The following is a 15569-nucleotide window of genomic DNA, read 5'->3' on the forward strand; positions in this document are numbered from 1 at the left end:
CCGCGCTTCACCGCCATGAAGGCTGCACGCATGACCAGGTTTGCAGCGCATGTGCCTGCACCGCTCGCGCTACCATCATGGCCCTTCCAGACTGTTGACCGACCATGAGCACCACCTCTGCACCCGCTTCTGCACCCGCTTCTGCATCCACCCTGCCCGTCATCGCCTTCATCGGCGGCGGCAACATGGCCAGCGCCATCATTGGTGGGCTGATCCACCAAGGGCTGCCTGCCAGCCAGATTGAGGTGGTAGAGCCTTGGGCCGAAGCACGCGAGGCGCTGCGCAAGCACTACGGCATTGAAGCCCAAGCCGAGGCGGGCCCCGCCCTGCAGCGCGCAGGCATCGTGGTCTGGGCCGTCAAGCCCCAAACCTTCAAGGACGCTGCTGCCCAGGCCAAAGCGCACACGCAGCAAGCGCTGCACCTGAGCGTAGCCGCAGGCATCCGCTCTGACAGCATCGCACAGTGGCTGGCCACCGAGCGCATCGTGCGCACCATGCCCAACACGCCCGCCCTGGTGGGCAAGGGCATGAGCGCGCTCTACGCCCGCCCTGCCGTCACACCGGCTGAGCGCCAAAGCGTGGAAGCCATCATGGCGTCCACAGGCGAGTTTTTGTGGGTGGAAGAGGAGAAACAGCTCGACGCAGTGACGGCCCTCTCCGGCTCCGGCCCGGCCTATGTCTTTTACTTCCTGGAAGCCATGACCCGCGCAGGCGTGGGCCTGGGCCTGAGCGAGCAGCAGGCGCACCAACTGGCCGTGGGCACGTTCGTGGGGGCCTCCGAACTGGCCCGCCGCTCCGACGAGCCCCCAGCCGTGCTGCGCCAGCGTGTCACGTCCAAGGGCGGCACCACCTATGCGGCGCTGCAGTCCATGGAGGGGGATGGCGTGGCAACCGCATTCGAGCGCGCCATGCAGGCCGCCTGCCAACGCGCCGACGAACTGGGCAACGAGTTTGGCAAATAAGCCAGCAAAAATATGCTTCCAATAAGCCGCCTGCGCCCGTAAATAAAGCGCAGGCAGCTATATTTTCAATAGCAAATCAAACAAGAGAAGCCCAACCCCTCACCGCCCGGCCTTCAGCCAGGCCACCAGTTCATCGCTGATGAGCGACTGGTTGATGGCATCGTCCGATTGCTGCACCCACTGGCGCACCTTGTTCACCGCCGTGAAACCCACGTTGCTGAACTTGTCCCCCAGGCCCTGGATGTAGGGGAACTGGGCGGACTGGTTGCTCACCCCCAGGAAGTGGAAGTACACCCCGTCCCCCCGCGCCTGCGATGCAGACAGCAGCGCGGTGGTTCGGGCCTCGTCAGCGCTTTCGCCGTCGGTCACAAAGAAAATCAGCGTCTGGCGGGGCTTGGCGGCAGGTGCCGGGGTTTCACCGCCGCCGCCGAACAAGCGGCTCAGAAAGCTCTTGGGCTTTTCCGTCATCCACCCGAAGTCGGTCAACACCCGCTCCAGCACGTAGGAGTAGTCGGTCGCGCCCATGTAGCCGGGGCAGCCAATGATTTCGCGCTGCACGTAGCCCGCGTAGTTCTTGGCGCTCACATCGGCGGCGTGGTGCACGTTGCGCGGGCCGTTGGAGAAGGTGTAGACCTCCATCTTCTGGTCCGGGTCAAACAGCGCAGCCCAGGGAATCAAGCGCGTGAGCAGGTCGTTGGTCACGCCTTGGCGGTGCTCGTCGTCAAACGATCCCGACACATCCATCACAAACGCCACGTCCACTTTGGGCAGTTCAGTGACGCCCGCCTTGGTCAGGTTGAGCACCAGGGCTTGTTGTGATTTGTTCAGGTCCAGGGTGAGCGCCATGTTCGGTTGTCCGTCAAGTTAAGAGAGGTGGAGCAGGCCCAGCAGGCCTTGCAGTTGCTGCGCCAGGGCGTAGCGTTCGGTGTCGTTCAGCTGCCGTGCCTGGGTGACCAGGGCCACTTTTTCCATCCACGCGGGCAGGGCCAGCAACACGGTGTCCTGGATGCGGTGGATCAACCCGTCCAGGCTGTGCTGGCTGCCCTGGCGCAACTGCAGCCCCCCCTGGATGTGCAGCACGGTCTGCGCCAGCGCACTGGCGCGCTGCATCAGGGCATGGGCACGCGGGTCGGCAGCAGAGTCCAGGGTATCTGCCAAGTAGTGTGCGGCCAGGCTCAGCGCCTCCAGCTGCACGGCCAGGGGCGCCAGCTCGCTGCCAATGCCTTGCAGATCGGCCTGCAGGCCGCGCAGGGCGGGCAAGGCCTCGGCCAGGTGCTGGCGCAACTGCGCCAGCTCGCCCTGACTGGCCTGCAACTGTGCGGCAGGCCCGGCGTTGCTCTTCCAGAACAGCAGCGGCGACTTGGCGGGCGCCACCCATTCATCGGCAATGCCTTGCAGCAGCGCATGCAGCCGCGCCACATGGCGCAGGCTGGTTTGCACGGTGGTGGCCTGGGTGATCTGCAGCGAGGCATCGACCAGCACGCCATAGCGCTGCTGCGCCTCTTCGCCCCAGCGGGCGGCCTGCGAGGCGCTCAGGGTGTCCACAATGGTGGCCTGCAGCAGGCGCTGGGCTTGCTGCAGTGCCTCGGGCATCGCGGCAGGAAAACGCTGGGCCAGCGCAGGCAGGCTGACCTCCACCCCCCGGCGAATCGTGCCTGGTACCACCGAAGGCGGTGCTTTGAGCCCACCTGAAGACGCACTGGGCGAGGCCATGGGTGCGCCCCCCGACTGCGCGACCACCGTGGTGGGTGCTGGGCGCGGGGCTGCTGGCGCAGCAGCGGGCGCCATACCCGGCGCAATGACGGTGGCCCGCAGACCGGCACCACCTGCGGTGGCAGCCCCCGTGGCTGGGGCAGCATCCGCCTGCGGGCTGGCAGGGGCTTGGGTGATGACTTTGGGCTTCATCCGGCAAGGGACAGGGATTCACAAGCGGCGGCGCAGAACACGAAGGCAGAACCTGTGCCGAGCCCCGCCTTGCGGCTCAGGAAAAGTGCGACAGGATGAAGTTGAAATCGCCATTGAAGCCGCTGCCTGCGGCCAGGTAATGCCAGCCGCTGCCATCCAGCAGCAGGCTGCCCATCTGCACGGCATTGAAGGGACCAAATTCGTTGGACAGCAGGTACTCGCCCAGCACCAGGCCCTGGTCGTTCTTGATGCGGATTCCGGCATTTTTCACCGACGAAAAATTGGCCGCACCCGCCGCGTGGATGGTCACAAAGATCGGAATCTCGTTCACCCCTGCAGGGATCTTGCTGCCGTCAATCGACAGGGTTTCGTCCACATCCAGGTTCACGCCAGTGCGCGCATCGCCCGAGTGGGTGATGCCGCCCTCAGGCGTCGAGAACGAGCCGTCGGCGTTGGTGGTCAACACGCCTTGGGGATTGGTCTTTTTGGCGTTGTAGGTGCTCAGCACCTGGTCAAAACTGGTGACCTTGGCACCACTGCCGCCGTTGGTGGCCAGCAGCGCGTGGGTGTCCAGGTCGTGCGCCGAATCCCAGGACAGCTCCACCGTGAAGCGCGCAGGCTTGGCCAGGTTCAGCGACAGTTTGGGGGCGGCATCGCCGGGCTTGGAGAGCTTGAGTTCCAGGGCCATGTCAGGTTCCTTCGAAGCAATGTCAGGGGAATATCTGCACCGCCCCGCGCCGCCATGCGTACACGCACAGCCATTGCAGGGCGCAGCAAGGGGGTCAGTATTTCAGGGCTTGGTCGGGGCGCAACTGTTGGCCCACGGCCAGCATGTCTTGACGTGCCTGGGCAAACATCTCACGCGCCTGGGCAAACTTTTGCTGATTGGCAGCGCGGGCCTGCTCCACCACGCCCACCAGCTGCGCAGTGTCGGCCACGATGGCCTGCAGTTGCTGCGCCTGGGCCAGGCGGTTGTCGCCCGGCGCGTTGGCGGCCTTGGTCACCACGTCTTTCATCAGCACCGAGCGCACGCCCGCCAGGTTCTGGTCCAGCGCAGCGCCCTGGTCGGCCAGTTGCTGCACCGACTGGGTGACCAGCGCGCCGTGCAGCGTGAGCAGCGTCATCTTGATGCTGGCAAAGCGGCTGGAGGCGGTGGTGGTAGTCTCTTGCAGCGTGGCAATGGCCGCGTTTTGCAGTTGACGGATCACCAGCTGATCAGCGGGCAGGCGGCTGAGCGTGCCTTCGAGCGCCAGGGCACGCGATTCCAGCGCCTGCAGCTTGTCCTTGAGTTCAGTGACATGGGCCGTGTCTTGCGGGTTGCCAGGCTGGGCGCTCAACTCGGCCTGCGCCACCTGCTCCCGCGCCCGCGCCAGAAACAGCGACAGGAAGGCCACCACCACCACAAAGTCGCTGTAGCGGTCGCGGTACGACTCCTTGAGCTGCTCCAGCGCACGGATTTCGGTGTCCAGCTTGTGCTGCTCCTGGCGCAGCTCGCCATCCATCTTCTGCACCACATCGACCAGCGTCTTGGTCTTGCCCAGGGCAATGCGGCGGGTTTCCTCCCACACGGCCGCCAGTGCCTTGGCAGCCGCCGCCTTGTTGAACAGGCCACCAATGCGCGAGAGCAAGGTGGGTTCGGGGTTCAGGATGCGCTGGGCCAGTGCGGGCAGGTCTTCCTTGTCCACCGCCTCTTTCAGGTTTGCGATCAGCCTGAAAATTTTGGGGTCGTTGCTCTGGTCGATGCGCGAGAGAAAGCCATCGAGCGTGCGGTGCAGGGCCGTTTCCACATCACCACCCAGGGTGACGATCTCGCGCGTAGGCAGGGTCAGAAAATCCACCTGCGCCAGGTTTTGCTGCACCAACTGCTGTTGCTCAGCATTGAGCGTGGCAGGAAAGCCCGCAGGCAAGGTCGCCACAGTCGGGACCGTGGCCAGGGTCTGCGGTGCGGATTGCGGTACAGCCGCATCCACGACAAAGGATTGGGGCGCTACAGCGCTGCCGCCAATCACGGTCACGGTCCGGGGGGATGGGGTCGTCATGCGTGTCCCAGGTTCGAAGAAGGGCCTGCCAGTTTACTGGCGCAGCAGGTAGCTGCCCGTAATGCCGGCAAACACCGTCGCACCCAGCCAGTGGTTGATACGGAATGCTTTGAAACAGCCTTCACGGGTGCGGGTACGGATCAATGTGAAGTGCCACGCGGCCTGGGCCAGCGCCGCAGCTATTGCTATATAAAAAATAGCACCCAGCGCTTTATCAGCAAGCGCTACAGCCCAAATACCTATGAAAAGCAGGTAGAACAGCACGATGCCTGCCACATCAAAACGCCCCAGGGTGATGGCCGAGGTCTTGATGCCGATCTTGAGGTCGTCGTCGCGGTCCACCATGGCGTATTCGGTGTCATAGGCCAGCACCCAGAACAGGTTGCCCAGCCACATCCACCACGCCACGGCAGGCACGGTGCCCTGCACGGCGGCAAACGCGATGACGATGCCAAAGTTGAATGCAATGCCCAGCACCGCCTGCGGCATGGCAATGATGCGCTTGGTGAACGGGTAGGCAATGGCCACCAGCACGGCAGGCACCGACCAGAGGATGGCGGCCGTGTTGGTGGTGAGCACCAGGCCAAACGACACCAGCGCGAGCACCGCGCCGAGGCCCAGCGCCTCCTTCACGCTCACGGCGCCGGTGGTCACCGGCCGCTGCGCCGTGCGCTTGACGTGTTTGTCAAAGTCACGGTCGGCCACGTCGTTCACGCAGCAGCCCGCGCTGCGCATGAGGATGGTGCCCAGCACAAACACGATGAGCAGGTGCCAGCCTGGAAAGCCATCGGCCGCAATCCACAGCGCGCTGAGCGTGGGCCACAGGCACACCAGCCAGCCTGCGGGGCGGTCCCAGCGGATCAGATCGAGGTAGAGCGAAAAACGGCTGCGTGTAGAGACAGTGTGCGGCGACATGATGGAACGACGGAGGGCTGGCTTGGCCGTCGATGGCTTCGGAGAGTAGCGAACCACGGGCGACCCGAATGTAGCAGCAGCACCGCAATCGTTGGCGTGTGTCGCGCAGGCTAAGTAACACCCCCTGCGCCAGCACAAAACCCGGTACAGTCTGCCGTCCTCCCTCTGCAGCGCCCGCCCCTGGCGGCCTCTATGCATGCCGCACACCTTGACCTCTCAGTCCTCTACGCGCTTTACCGTCCCTCGCGGAGTGCTGGCGGGCTTCCTGATTGCTGCCCTCGCCACGGTACTGATCGCGCTGGTGAATTTCCGCACCGCCCAGGTGCGTGCGCACGCTGTGGAAGCCATGGACGAAACCACGGTGACCATGCGCCACCTCAACCTGTTCTTGTCCTCGCTAAAGGACGCCGAGACCGGGCAGCGCGGCTACCTCCTGACGGGGGACGACACCTACCTGCAGCCCTACAACCTGTCGCTGAGCGCCATGGAGCGCAACATGGTGCGCCTCAAAGAGCTGACGGACGATAACGCCGTGCAGCGCCGCCTAGTACTGCAGATCGATGACCTGCGCCACGAAAAGCTGCGCGAGCTGGGCGAAACCATTGAACTGCGCCGCTCGAAGGGCCAGGAAGCAGCAGTAGCCGTGACGCGCAACGACTCGGGGCGGGTGATGATGGACCGCATCCGCGACCTGGCGTCGGACCTGTCCACGCTGCTGAACCAGCAGCTGGAGAACGACCGCAAGCAATGGGTGGAGGCTGCGGCCATGTCCACCTACTACTCCTGGGGCGGCTCGTTCGTGCTGCTGGTGCTCATCTGCCTGTCGGCCGCCGCCAATGCGCGGGAGTACCGTCTCAAGGCGCAGCAGTCCTGGGTGGCGGCCGGCCTCAACGGACTGAGCCAGCGCATCCAGGGCGACCACCGGCTGGAAGACCTGGGCCAGCTCACACTCGAATACCTGGCGCAGTACCTGCGCGCCGCCGTGGGGGCGGGCTACGTGGCCGACTGCAATGGCGCACTCACCCTGTTTGGGGGCTACGCCCTGCCCCGCGAGCGGCTGGAGCAGCGCCTGCTGCCCGGCGAGGGTCTGGTGGGCCAGGCGGCACGCTCGCGCCAGATGCTGCATGTGCGCGATGTGCCCGCCGGGCACCTGATGGTGTCGTCCAGCACCGGCCAGTCCGCACCCACCGAGCTGCTGCTGGCACCCGCCATCGAGAACGGCGAAGTCTTTGCGGTGATCGAGCTGGGCTTTCATCGCCCGCTGACGGAGCCCGAGCGCACCCTGATGGAACGTGCCTCGGGCATCCTGGCGGTGGCGATCCGCGCGGGTATTGACCGCAACCGCCTGGAGGCCTTGCTGGAAGAAACCCAGCGCCAGTCCGAAGAGCTGCAGACCCAGCAAGAGGAGCTGCGCGTGAGCAACGAGGAGCTGGAGCAGCAAAGCCGCATCCTGCAAGAGTCGCAGGCCCAGATGGAGGTGCAGCAGACCGAGCTGGAGCAGACCAACGCCCACCTGGAGGCGCAGACACAGCAACTGGAATACCAGCGCGAGCAACTGTTGCGTGCCCAAAGCGCCATGACGGACAAGGCCCGCGAGCTGGAGCTGGCCAGCCAGTACAAGAGCGAGTTCCTGGCCAACATGAGCCACGAGCTGCGCACACCGCTCAACTCCACCCTGATCCTCGCCAAGCTGCTGTCTGACAACAAGCCGGGCAACCTGAGCGCCGAGCAGGTGAAGTACGCGCAGACCATTTACGCTGCGGGCAATGACCTGCTGGCCCTGATCAACGACATTCTGGATCTGGCCAAGATCGAGGCCGGCCAGGCCACCGTGTCGGTGGAAACGGTGACGCTGTCCAAGGCGCTGCAAACCCTGATCGACCCGCTGCGCCCGCTGGCGCAGGAGAAGGGACTGACGCTCACGGCCACCGTTGCGCCCGACGCCCCCGCTACGCTGGACACCGACCCGCAGCGCCTGGGGCAGGTGCTGAAGAACCTGCTGTCCAACGCGCTCAAGTTCACCGAAAAGGGCTCGGTGGCGCTGCATGTGTCGCACAACCCGGACGACACCCTGTCGTTTGCCGTGAAGGACACGGGCATCGGCATCCCGGCGCACCAGCAGGAACTGATCTTCGAGGCCTTCCACCAGGCCGATGGCAGCACGCACCGCAAATACGGGGGCACAGGCTTAGGCCTGTCGATCTCGCGCGACCTGGCGCAGCTGCTGGGCGGATCGATCCACGTGCACAGCACGCCGGGCGAAGGCAGCGTCTTCACCCTGGTGCTGCCCCAGAAGCTGGTGCCACCGTCGCCGGAAGCGGCGCCTGCTCCAGCCCACGCGGCGGCACCGGTCGTCGCACCGGCTCCTTCGGCCCCGGCTTTGCCGCCTGTGGCTGTACCAGTTGCACCCGCAGCCCCCCGCCGTGCGGGCGCGCGCAGCATCCTGGTGATCGAGGACGACGTGCGCTTTGCGCAGATCCTGAGCGACCTGGCGCGGGAGATGGACTTTGACTGCCACCTGGCCCACAACGCGGCCGACGGCCTGGCCTATGCAATGCACAGCCTGCCCAGCGCCATCGTGCTGGACGTGAACCTGCCCGACTTCTCGGGCCTGGGCGTGCTCGACCAACTCAAGCGCAACCCGGCCACGCGCCACATCCCTGTGCACGTGGTCTCGGTGGCCGACTACTCCCAAGAGGCCCTGGGCCGGGGCGCCGTGGGCTACGCCCTCAAACCCGTCAAGCGCGACGAGCTGGTGCATGCCCTGCAGCGGCTGGAGGCCAAGTTCACCCAGAACCTGCGGCGCGTGCTGGTGGTGGAAGACGACGAGCGCCAGCGCGAGAGCGTGCGCCACCTGCTCACCAACGACGATGTGGAGATCGTGGGTGCCGGCACGGCGGCCGAGGCGCTGGCGCACCTGCGCGGCTCCACCTTCGACTGCATGGTGATGGACCTGAACCTGCCCGACCTGAGCGGCTACGAGCTGCTGCAGCAGATGACCGAGCAGGACGGCGTCTCCTTCCCGCCCGTCATCGTGTACACGGGCCGTGCCCTGTCGCGCGACGAGGAGCAGCAACTGCGCCGGTTCTCCAAGTCCATCATCATCAAGGACGCGCGCTCCCCCGAGCGGCTGCTGGATGAAGTCACACTGTTTCTGCACCAGGTGGAGTCGGAGCTGTCGGCCGAGCACCGCCAGATGCTGCAGGTGGCCCGCAACCGCGAGACCGCCCTGGAAGGCCGCAACGTGCTGGTGGTGGAAGACGATGTGCGCAACGTGTTTGCGCTCTCCAGCATCCTGGAGCCCACCGGCATCCGCGTGGAGATTGCGCGCAACGGCCTGGAGGCCCTGCAGGCGCTGGAGCGCGCCGGCAGCGGCGGCCAGCCCGCCATCGACCTGGTGCTGATGGACATCATGATGCCGGAGATGGACGGCTACACCGCCATGCGCGAGATCCGCAGCCGCCCCGAATGGCGCCGCCTGCCCATCATCGCGCTGACCGCCAAGGCCATGAAAGACGACCAGGAAAAATGCCTGGCCGCCGGGGCCAACGACTACATCGCCAAGCCGCTGGACGTGGAGAAGCTGCTGTCCCTGGTGCGGGTGTGGATGCCCAAGTAGGCCCCGCCATGCCGCACCGCAAGGCCCGCACCGCAGACATCGAGCAGCGCCTGCTGATCGACGCGATCTACCACCGCTACCACTACGACTTCCGGGGCTACGCGCAGGCGTCGCTCAAGCGGCGGCTGGCATCGGCGCTGGTGCAGTTTGACTGCAAGACGCTGTCGCAGCTGCAGGACCGCGTGCTGCACGAACCCGCCGTGTTCCCTGCACTGCTCGAATACCTCACCGTGCAGGTGAGCGACATGTTCCGCGACCCGAGTTACTTCCAGGCGCTGCGCCAGGAGGTGGTGCCGCTGCTACGCACCTACCCGTCGCTCAAGGTCTGGGTGGCCGGGTGCAGCGCGGGGGAGGAGGTGTATTCGCTGGCCATCCTGCTGCAGGAAGAAGGCCTGCTGGACCGCACGCTGATCTACGCCACCGACATCAACCCGCACGCGCTGCGCGCCGCCGAGTCGGGCGTGTTCGACGTGTCGCGGGTGGCGGCTTTTACCGAGAACCATGCGCGCTCCGGCGCCCGCAGCTCGTTGTCGGACTACTACGCGGCCGCCTATGGCCGCGTGGTGTTCGACAAGGGGCTGCGTGAGCACATGGTGTTCTCCGACCACAGCCTGGCCACCGACAGCGTGTTCGCCGAAGTCCATCTGGTGTCGTGCCGCAATGTGCTCATCTACTTCGAGCGCGACCTGCAGGACCGCGCCCTGGGGCTGTTCCGCGAGTCGCTGTGCCACCGGGGATTTCTGGGCCTGGGCTCCAAGGAGTCGCTGCGGTTTTCGGCGCACACCGATGCGTTCGACGACTTCGTCCTGGAGGACCGCATCTACCGCAAGAAGGCCGGGCTGTGACCAGTGCCGATCAAGCACCCAGACCGATTCCCCCCGGGGGCTACGCCGCCATCGTGGTGGGCGGGTCCTCGGGCGGTATCGATGCCTTGCTGGAGCTGCTGCCAGCACTGCCCGCCACGCTCCAGGCGGCGGTGCTGGTGGTGCTGCATCTGCCCCGGGACCGGCGCAGCCTGCTGGTGGAGATTTTTCAACCCCGCTGCGCCCTGCCGCTGCGCGAGGCGCAGGACAAGGACGGCATCACGCCAGGATCGGTGAGCTTTGCGCCACCGGATTACCACCTGCTGGTCGATACCGGGGCCCAGGGCCCGCATGTAGGGCTGTCGCTGGACGCGCCCGTGCATTTTTCGCGCCCGTCTATCGACGTGCTGTTCGAGTCGGCGGCAGACCACTACGGACCCCGGCTGGTGGGCATTCTGCTGTCGGGCGCCAACGAAGACGGCGTGCACGGCCTGCAGGCCATTCAGGCAGCGGGCGGCCTCACCATCGTGCAACACCCTGTCAGCGCCAGCATGCCCACCATGCCGCAGGCGGCCATCGCGGCCCTGGCGGTGGACCACGTCCTGCCCCCTGAAGGCATTGCAAGGCTGCTGGCGGACCTGCACCAGCGCCAGCAGCTTTGATCCGGGCGCATGCGTCCCTTTTTGAGAACCCCACCCACCCTCCCCACCGCCCATGCCCCAGACCGACCGCACCAAATGCCTGCTCGTTGACGATGTCGAGGAAAACCTCATCGCCCTGGAGGCGCTGCTGCAGCGTGACGGGGTGGACATCCTCAAGGCCCAGTCGGGCCCCGAGGCCCTGGAACTGCTGCTGGCCCACGACGATGTGGCCCTGGCCTTGCTGGACGTGCAGATGCCCGAGATGAACGGCTTTGAGCTGGCGGAGCTAATCCGGGGCAGCGAACGCACCCGGCACATTCCGCTCATCTTCATGACGGCGGGCTCGCGCGAGCAGAACTGGCAGTTCCGGGGGTACGAGAGCGGGGCGGTGGACTTTCTGTACAAGCCCATTGACCCGCACATGCTCACCAACAAGGCGAGCGTGTTCTTTGAACTGCACCGGCGCAAGCAGGCGCTGGCGCACGAGCTGCGCGCCCGCACCGAGGCGTTGCGCATCAACGAGATGTTCATGGCCGTGCTGAGCCATGACCTGCGCACCCCCCTGCAGTCCATCGTCGCAGCAGCCACCGTGCTCAAGCGCCTGCCGCCCCCCGACAAAGCCGTACTGATGGCCGACCGGGTGCTGGGCGCCAGCCAACGCATGGGCCACATGATCGAAGACCTGCTGGACGTGACCCGCATCCGCCAGGCGGGCGGGCTGGCCCTGCAACTAGGCCCCGCCCACATGCAAACGCTGGTGCAGCGCACGCTGGACGAGGTGGCGACCAGCCACCCGGAGCGCCCCATCGATTCCACGCTCGCCGGGGACCTGGACGGCACCTGGGACGCTGAGCGCCTGTGTCAGGTGGTCACCAACCTGGTGGGCAACGCCCTGCACCACGGCAGCGCCGACCACCCAGTACGCATTGCGGTGGACGGCACCCGCCCCGAGGAGGTGAGCATCACGGTGTCCAACGGTGGCACCATTCCCCCGGGGCTGCTGCCACATCTGTTTGACCCGTTCCGGGGCGGTGAGCGCGAGCCGGGCCGCCACCAGGGGCTGGGGCTAGGGTTGTTCATTGCGCACCAGATCGTGCGGGCCCACCATGGAACCATCGAGGCCCGGTCACACAACGATGTGACGAGCTTTCGGGTAACGTTGCCACGCCACGCCACGCGCCCGCACGCAGCCCCCGCAGCTGACACAGCGCAGCCCCATCCCACGCCCCAGCCCCTCAGGGTCTAGGGAGGCGCGGTGGGGGCAGAAGGAAAGAGGACGGCAGGAAACGCGAGCGGTGGCCGCCCGTCAGATTCATAGCGGCTAACAAAACTCAGCGAAGCGATTCTGGCCAGGCGCTGTGCCGCAGGCAGTACGAGCAGTACGACAAGACACAGAGAAGACGCCAGAAGAGTTTTGTGAGCCGCTCTTAACCGGCGGCTGCAGCCAGCGCGGTATGAATGGAAGTCAGGAGCTGTTCGAGCTCTTCCAACTCGAAAGGCTTAAGCAAGACGCGCACATTCGGACCCCATTGGGTTGGATGGCTGCCCAGTTCGTAGCCGGAGCACAGCACCACCCAGCGCTGCGGGTCGTCCGCCAGCAGCTGGCGGGCCAGGTCCGTGCCCGAGAGGCCGGGCAGACTGACATCGGTCACCAGCACGTCAAAGGGATCGCCAGCATCCAAAGCCAGCGCCTCCTCGGCAGAGGCGCAGGGCATGACCGTCCGGCCTTCACATTCCATGAGCATGCCAATCGTCTCGCGCAGCTCCGGATGGTCTTCAACGTACAGGATTCGCATACATCAGAGGGGGGTTGATCCGCCATGCCACCCAGCGAAGAGAGGACATAGCCCAAACCCGCATCATGTGCAGGCGGCCGTGCCGCGCCTTGTAGGACAAGACGCCCTTTTGCATCCCGGCCCCCCCTGCGCCAGCGTTGGCCGCGTCAGACTTCGGGCGACGCAGGCGGGTGCAACTGGCCTTTTCTTTTTATTCTTCCAGCAGCGAACGCAGCATCCATGCCGTCTGCTCGTGCACCGTGAGGCGCTGGGTCAGCAGATCTGCCGTAGGCTCATCGCTGGCCTTGTCGGCCAGGGGGAACAGGCTGCGGGCCGTGCGGGCCACGGCCTCGTGGCCTTCCACCAGCACGCGCACCATGTCCAGTGCCTTGGGGGGCTTGGCGGGGGCGTCGGCCACGGTGGCCAGCTTCCCAAACTCGGCATACGAGCCGGGGGCCACATGGCCCAGCGAGCGGATACGCTCGGCAATCGGGTCCACCGCGTTCCACAGCTCGGTGTACTGCGCCATGAACATGGTGTGCAGCGTGTTGAACATGGGGCCCGTCACATTCCAGTGGAAGTTGTGGGTGGTGAGATAGAGCGTGTACGTATCGGCCAACAGGCGCGACAGGCCCTGGGCAATGGCTGCGCGGTCTTTTTCGCTGATGCCGATGTTGATGGAGGGAGCTGCGGATTTGCCGCTAGCGGCTTTACCGGGGGCTTTGGCCATGGGATTTTCCTTCCGTGCTGAACACTTGAAACGACCCGCAGGGCGCCGGCCTCGCCTGCGCACCCTACGGAAGCCACAAACACTGTAGCGCAAGGCATCGGCGGTGACTGTCAGTCAGAGCCGATGCCTTGTACTTGGGTCAAGAAAACACGCGGGCGGACGCTACCCGCAGGCTTACTGCATCTGCTGCAGATTGCCGATGCGCACCAGCATTTCGGTGAACATCTGCATATCCGCGTCCAAGTCCACCACTTCCTTGAACTCCTTAGCGTTGTGGGCGGTGTACTTCTTGCCCGGCATGGCAGGGCCAAAGTTGATGGCATTGGGCATCAGCTTGGCAGTGGTGCTGCCAGCCGTGGGCACGGGCTGCGCGGGCAGGCCGGTGGTGTCGCCAAAGATGTTGAGCAGGGTGGACAGCCAGGCTCCCTTGGGGTCACGCGCCATCCAGTTGCCTTGCTGGTGGTCCACTTCCACCGCCACGCCCGCCTTGCTACCCCAGTCCTTGATGCGTTCGGAGGTGGCCTGCGCCAGCGCCTCGGGCGTGTTGCCGCGGGGCATGCGCACGTTCACCAGCACATCCACCTTGCCATCCTTTTCGCGGATGAGGTTGGGCGACATGGTCAGCGGGCCCATGAAGTCGTCACTGTAGGCCAGGCCCATGGTGCGCCCCAGATAGTCCACGCCATACAGGTCAGCGATATAGCGCACGGCATGGGCAAACCCGTTGGAGGCCAGTGGCACGCCCGACTGCTGCAGGAACAGGGCCAGACGCGGCAGTGGGTTGACGCCCTCTTCGGGGCGCGAGCCGTGGGCCGAGACGCCTGTCACCTTGACCAGCACGTCCGCTCCTTCACGCGTCACATCCACGCTGAACTTGCCGCCCTGGCTGGCGTACTTGCCGACAAAAGCGTCCTTGGCAGCGCTGAGCTGGCTTGCCACGGCATCAGCATTGCCACCGCGCAGGCGGGCAGTAGCGGTTTGGGGCACGGCATTGGCCGATGCTGCACCTGCCATGGCGACGATCGCCGTCTGGCCTGCAGCAGCCGTGCCGGTGGCGAAGGTGGTGCGCAACGCACCCGATCCCTTCTCGGCCACCACGGCGGGGTACTTGCTGTCCAGCACCACGTTGTATTCGGGCAGCGTGGTCTTGGTGCGGTAGTACTTCATTGCATCGCCGCCCGTTTCTTCCGTCGTCTCGATCATGAGGCGGATGGTGCGCGCCAAGGGCAGACCGCTTTCCTTCACGGCCTTCATGGCGTACAGCACGGTGGCGATGGAGCCCTTGTCGTCAATGGAGCCCCGACCATACAGATTGCCGCCGACGCGCGTGAGCTTGAAGGGGTCGAGCTTGGTGCCGTCGTCCAGCACCCATTCATCCGCCACCACAGGCACCACATCGGCATGGGTGAGGATGCCGAACTCCTGTGTGCCGCTGCCTGGCAGCTTCACCTCAAAAACGCGGTTGTCCACGTTGCGGTATTCCAGGCCAAAGTCCCGGGCCATGCCCTCGACCAGCTTGCCAAAGGCAATGATGGCGGGGTCTTCATGCGGGGGCACCTGGGCCGAGCGCACGGTAGGAATGGCCACCATCTTGGCGGTCGCATCGATCACGGCGGCCTGGTTCTTCAGGCGGTTGTACAGGCCCAGCAGACGGCTGATGTTCACCAGGTCTTCGCCCTGCAGCACGGCTTTGCTTTCGTAGGCAGCCACGGCAGGCGCCAGTTCAGGCTGCATCTGCACAGACAGCGCCAGGAACTGACCAAAACTGCCAGTAGCTGCAGTGGCCGACATGGCCGCTGGCGACGCAGCAATGCGGTCCAGTTCCGTCTTTTTGATGGGACCTGCGGCCTGCGGCACGGTAGGGACGGTGGAACAGGCCGTCAGGGCGGCAACCAGCGTTGCCGTCAGCCAAAGCTTCTTCATGGGAACCTCTCTCTTGATGGATTCAATGGCTGTGCTTGCCATGTGGCCGGCAATGCAGCAGCGGGGGGATATACGCAGACGGGACGCAGAGAGGGCGCAAGATCAGTTGCTCCCGGCTCAGAACCCGCGCTGCGGCAGTGTAGCTGTGGGGCATGACATGCGGAAGGAAACGAAAGGTATCCGACCGCGCTGGTTTGCCCTGGGTCAGAACCTGTTCCAAGTCTTTTTGGAGTTGCACAAGTGTCTTGCCGGGATGG

General features: G+C 65.4%; 13 protein-coding genes. 5 read left to right on the top strand and 8 right to left on the bottom strand.

What is annotated here, in order from left to right:
- The first annotated feature begins 104 nt into the window (after positions 1–104).
- Positions 105–962, top strand: a complete 858-nt coding sequence (gene proC, locus AACH87_RS19490; RefSeq protein ID WP_338796210.1) for a pyrroline-5-carboxylate reductase — start codon at positions 105–107, stop codon at positions 960–962.
- A gap of 99 nt (positions 963–1061) precedes the next feature.
- On the opposite strand, the gene AACH87_RS19495 is transcribed toward proC, so the two are convergent.
- The 5 genes from AACH87_RS19495 to ubiA form a co-directional block, all read right to left on the bottom strand.
- Positions 1062–1808, bottom strand: a complete 747-nt coding sequence (locus AACH87_RS19495) for a VWA domain-containing protein (protein WP_338796211.1) — start codon at positions 1806–1808, stop codon at positions 1062–1064.
- An 18-nt stretch (positions 1809–1826) separates the two neighbouring features.
- Complete coding sequence (locus AACH87_RS19500) at positions 1827–2867, bottom strand: hypothetical protein (RefSeq protein ID WP_338796212.1); 1041 nt, start codon at positions 2865–2867, stop codon at positions 1827–1829.
- A 76-nt stretch (positions 2868–2943) separates the two neighbouring features.
- Positions 2944–3555, bottom strand: a complete 612-nt coding sequence (locus tag AACH87_RS19505; protein WP_338796213.1) for a TerD family protein — start codon at positions 3553–3555, stop codon at positions 2944–2946.
- 94 nt (positions 3556–3649) lie between these two features.
- Positions 3650–4906 carry a hypothetical protein gene (locus AACH87_RS19510; RefSeq protein ID WP_338796215.1) on the bottom strand — a complete coding sequence of 419 codons (1257 nt, stop codon included), beginning with the start codon at positions 4904–4906 and terminating at the stop codon, positions 3650–3652.
- A 33-nt stretch (positions 4907–4939) separates the two neighbouring features.
- The gene (gene ubiA, locus AACH87_RS19515; RefSeq protein ID WP_338796216.1) at positions 4940–5821 is read right to left on the bottom strand and encodes a 4-hydroxybenzoate octaprenyltransferase; all 882 of its coding nucleotides are present in this window, start codon (positions 5819–5821) and stop codon (positions 4940–4942) included.
- A gap of 196 nt (positions 5822–6017) precedes the next feature.
- Here ubiA and AACH87_RS19520 point away from each other — a divergent pair, with 196 nt between their 5' ends.
- The 4 genes from AACH87_RS19520 to AACH87_RS19535 are packed head-to-tail and all read left to right on the top strand — an operon-like array spanning position 6018 to position 12130.
- Positions 6018–9440: a response regulator gene (locus AACH87_RS19520; RefSeq protein ID WP_338796217.1), complete on the top strand. Its 3423-nt coding sequence runs from the start codon at positions 6018–6020 to the stop codon at positions 9438–9440.
- Positions 9441–9448: 8 nt separating this feature from the next.
- Positions 9449–10285 (top strand): CheR family methyltransferase, encoded by an 837-nt coding sequence (locus AACH87_RS19525; protein ID WP_338799025.1) that lies wholly within the window; start codon positions 9449–9451, stop codon positions 10283–10285.
- The gene (locus AACH87_RS19530) at positions 10282–10905 is read left to right on the top strand and encodes a chemotaxis protein CheB (RefSeq protein WP_338796218.1); all 624 of its coding nucleotides are present in this window, start codon (positions 10282–10284) and stop codon (positions 10903–10905) included. Before AACH87_RS19525 ends, AACH87_RS19530 begins: the two co-directional genes overlap by 4 nt.
- A gap of 52 nt (positions 10906–10957) precedes the next feature.
- The gene (locus AACH87_RS19535; RefSeq protein ID WP_338796219.1) at positions 10958–12130 is read left to right on the top strand and encodes a response regulator; all 1173 of its coding nucleotides are present in this window, start codon (positions 10958–10960) and stop codon (positions 12128–12130) included.
- A gap of 181 nt (positions 12131–12311) precedes the next feature.
- Here AACH87_RS19535 and AACH87_RS19540 read toward each other — a convergent pair whose 3' ends face one another.
- From AACH87_RS19540 to AACH87_RS19550, 3 genes are all read right to left on the bottom strand, one after another.
- Positions 12312–12680: a response regulator gene (locus tag AACH87_RS19540; protein WP_338796220.1), complete on the bottom strand. Its 369-nt coding sequence runs from the start codon at positions 12678–12680 to the stop codon at positions 12312–12314.
- A 190-nt stretch (positions 12681–12870) separates the two neighbouring features.
- A complete protein-coding gene (locus AACH87_RS19545) occupies positions 12871–13389 on the bottom strand; it encodes a Dps family protein (RefSeq protein WP_338796222.1) in 519 nt (172 codons plus the stop codon).
- Positions 13390–13563: 174 nt separating this feature from the next.
- Positions 13564–15312, bottom strand: a complete 1749-nt coding sequence (locus AACH87_RS19550; RefSeq protein ID WP_338796224.1) for a dipeptidase — start codon at positions 15310–15312, stop codon at positions 13564–13566.
- Positions 15313–15569: the final 257 nt, after the last annotated feature.

It is taken from the genome of Acidovorax sp. DW039, from assembly GCF_037101375.1.
Lineage (GTDB): Bacteria > Pseudomonadota > Gammaproteobacteria > Burkholderiales > Burkholderiaceae_C > Acidovorax.

Excerpts from the sequence above, each read along its gene's own strand:
- proC (WP_338796210.1), top strand. The coding sequence starts at position 105 with ATGAGCACCACCTCTGCACCCGCTTCTGCACCCGCTTCTGCATCCACC.
- AACH87_RS19495 (WP_338796211.1), bottom strand. The coding sequence starts at position 1,808 with ATGGCGCTCACCCTGGACCTGAACAAATCACAACAAGCCCTGGTGCTC.
- AACH87_RS19500 (WP_338796212.1), bottom strand. The coding sequence starts at position 2,867 with ATGAAGCCCAAAGTCATCACCCAAGCCCCTGCCAGCCCGCAGGCGGAT.
- AACH87_RS19505 (WP_338796213.1), bottom strand. The coding sequence starts at position 3,555 with ATGGCCCTGGAACTCAAGCTCTCCAAGCCCGGCGATGCCGCCCCCAAA.
- AACH87_RS19510 (WP_338796215.1), bottom strand. The coding sequence starts at position 4,906 with ATGACGACCCCATCCCCCCGGACCGTGACCGTGATTGGCGGCAGCGCT.
- ubiA (WP_338796216.1), bottom strand. The coding sequence starts at position 5,821 with ATGTCGCCGCACACTGTCTCTACACGCAGCCGTTTTTCGCTCTACCTC.
- AACH87_RS19520 (WP_338796217.1), top strand. The coding sequence starts at position 6,018 with ATGCCGCACACCTTGACCTCTCAGTCCTCTACGCGCTTTACCGTCCCT.
- AACH87_RS19525 (WP_338799025.1), top strand. The coding sequence starts at position 9,449 with ATGCCGCACCGCAAGGCCCGCACCGCAGACATCGAGCAGCGCCTGCTG.
- AACH87_RS19535 (WP_338796219.1), top strand. The coding sequence starts at position 10,958 with ATGCCCCAGACCGACCGCACCAAATGCCTGCTCGTTGACGATGTCGAG.
- AACH87_RS19540 (WP_338796220.1), bottom strand. The coding sequence starts at position 12,680 with ATGCGAATCCTGTACGTTGAAGACCATCCGGAGCTGCGCGAGACGATT.
- AACH87_RS19545 (WP_338796222.1), bottom strand. The coding sequence starts at position 13,389 with ATGGCCAAAGCCCCCGGTAAAGCCGCTAGCGGCAAATCCGCAGCTCCC.
- AACH87_RS19550 (WP_338796224.1), bottom strand. The coding sequence starts at position 15,312 with ATGAAGAAGCTTTGGCTGACGGCAACGCTGGTTGCCGCCCTGACGGCC.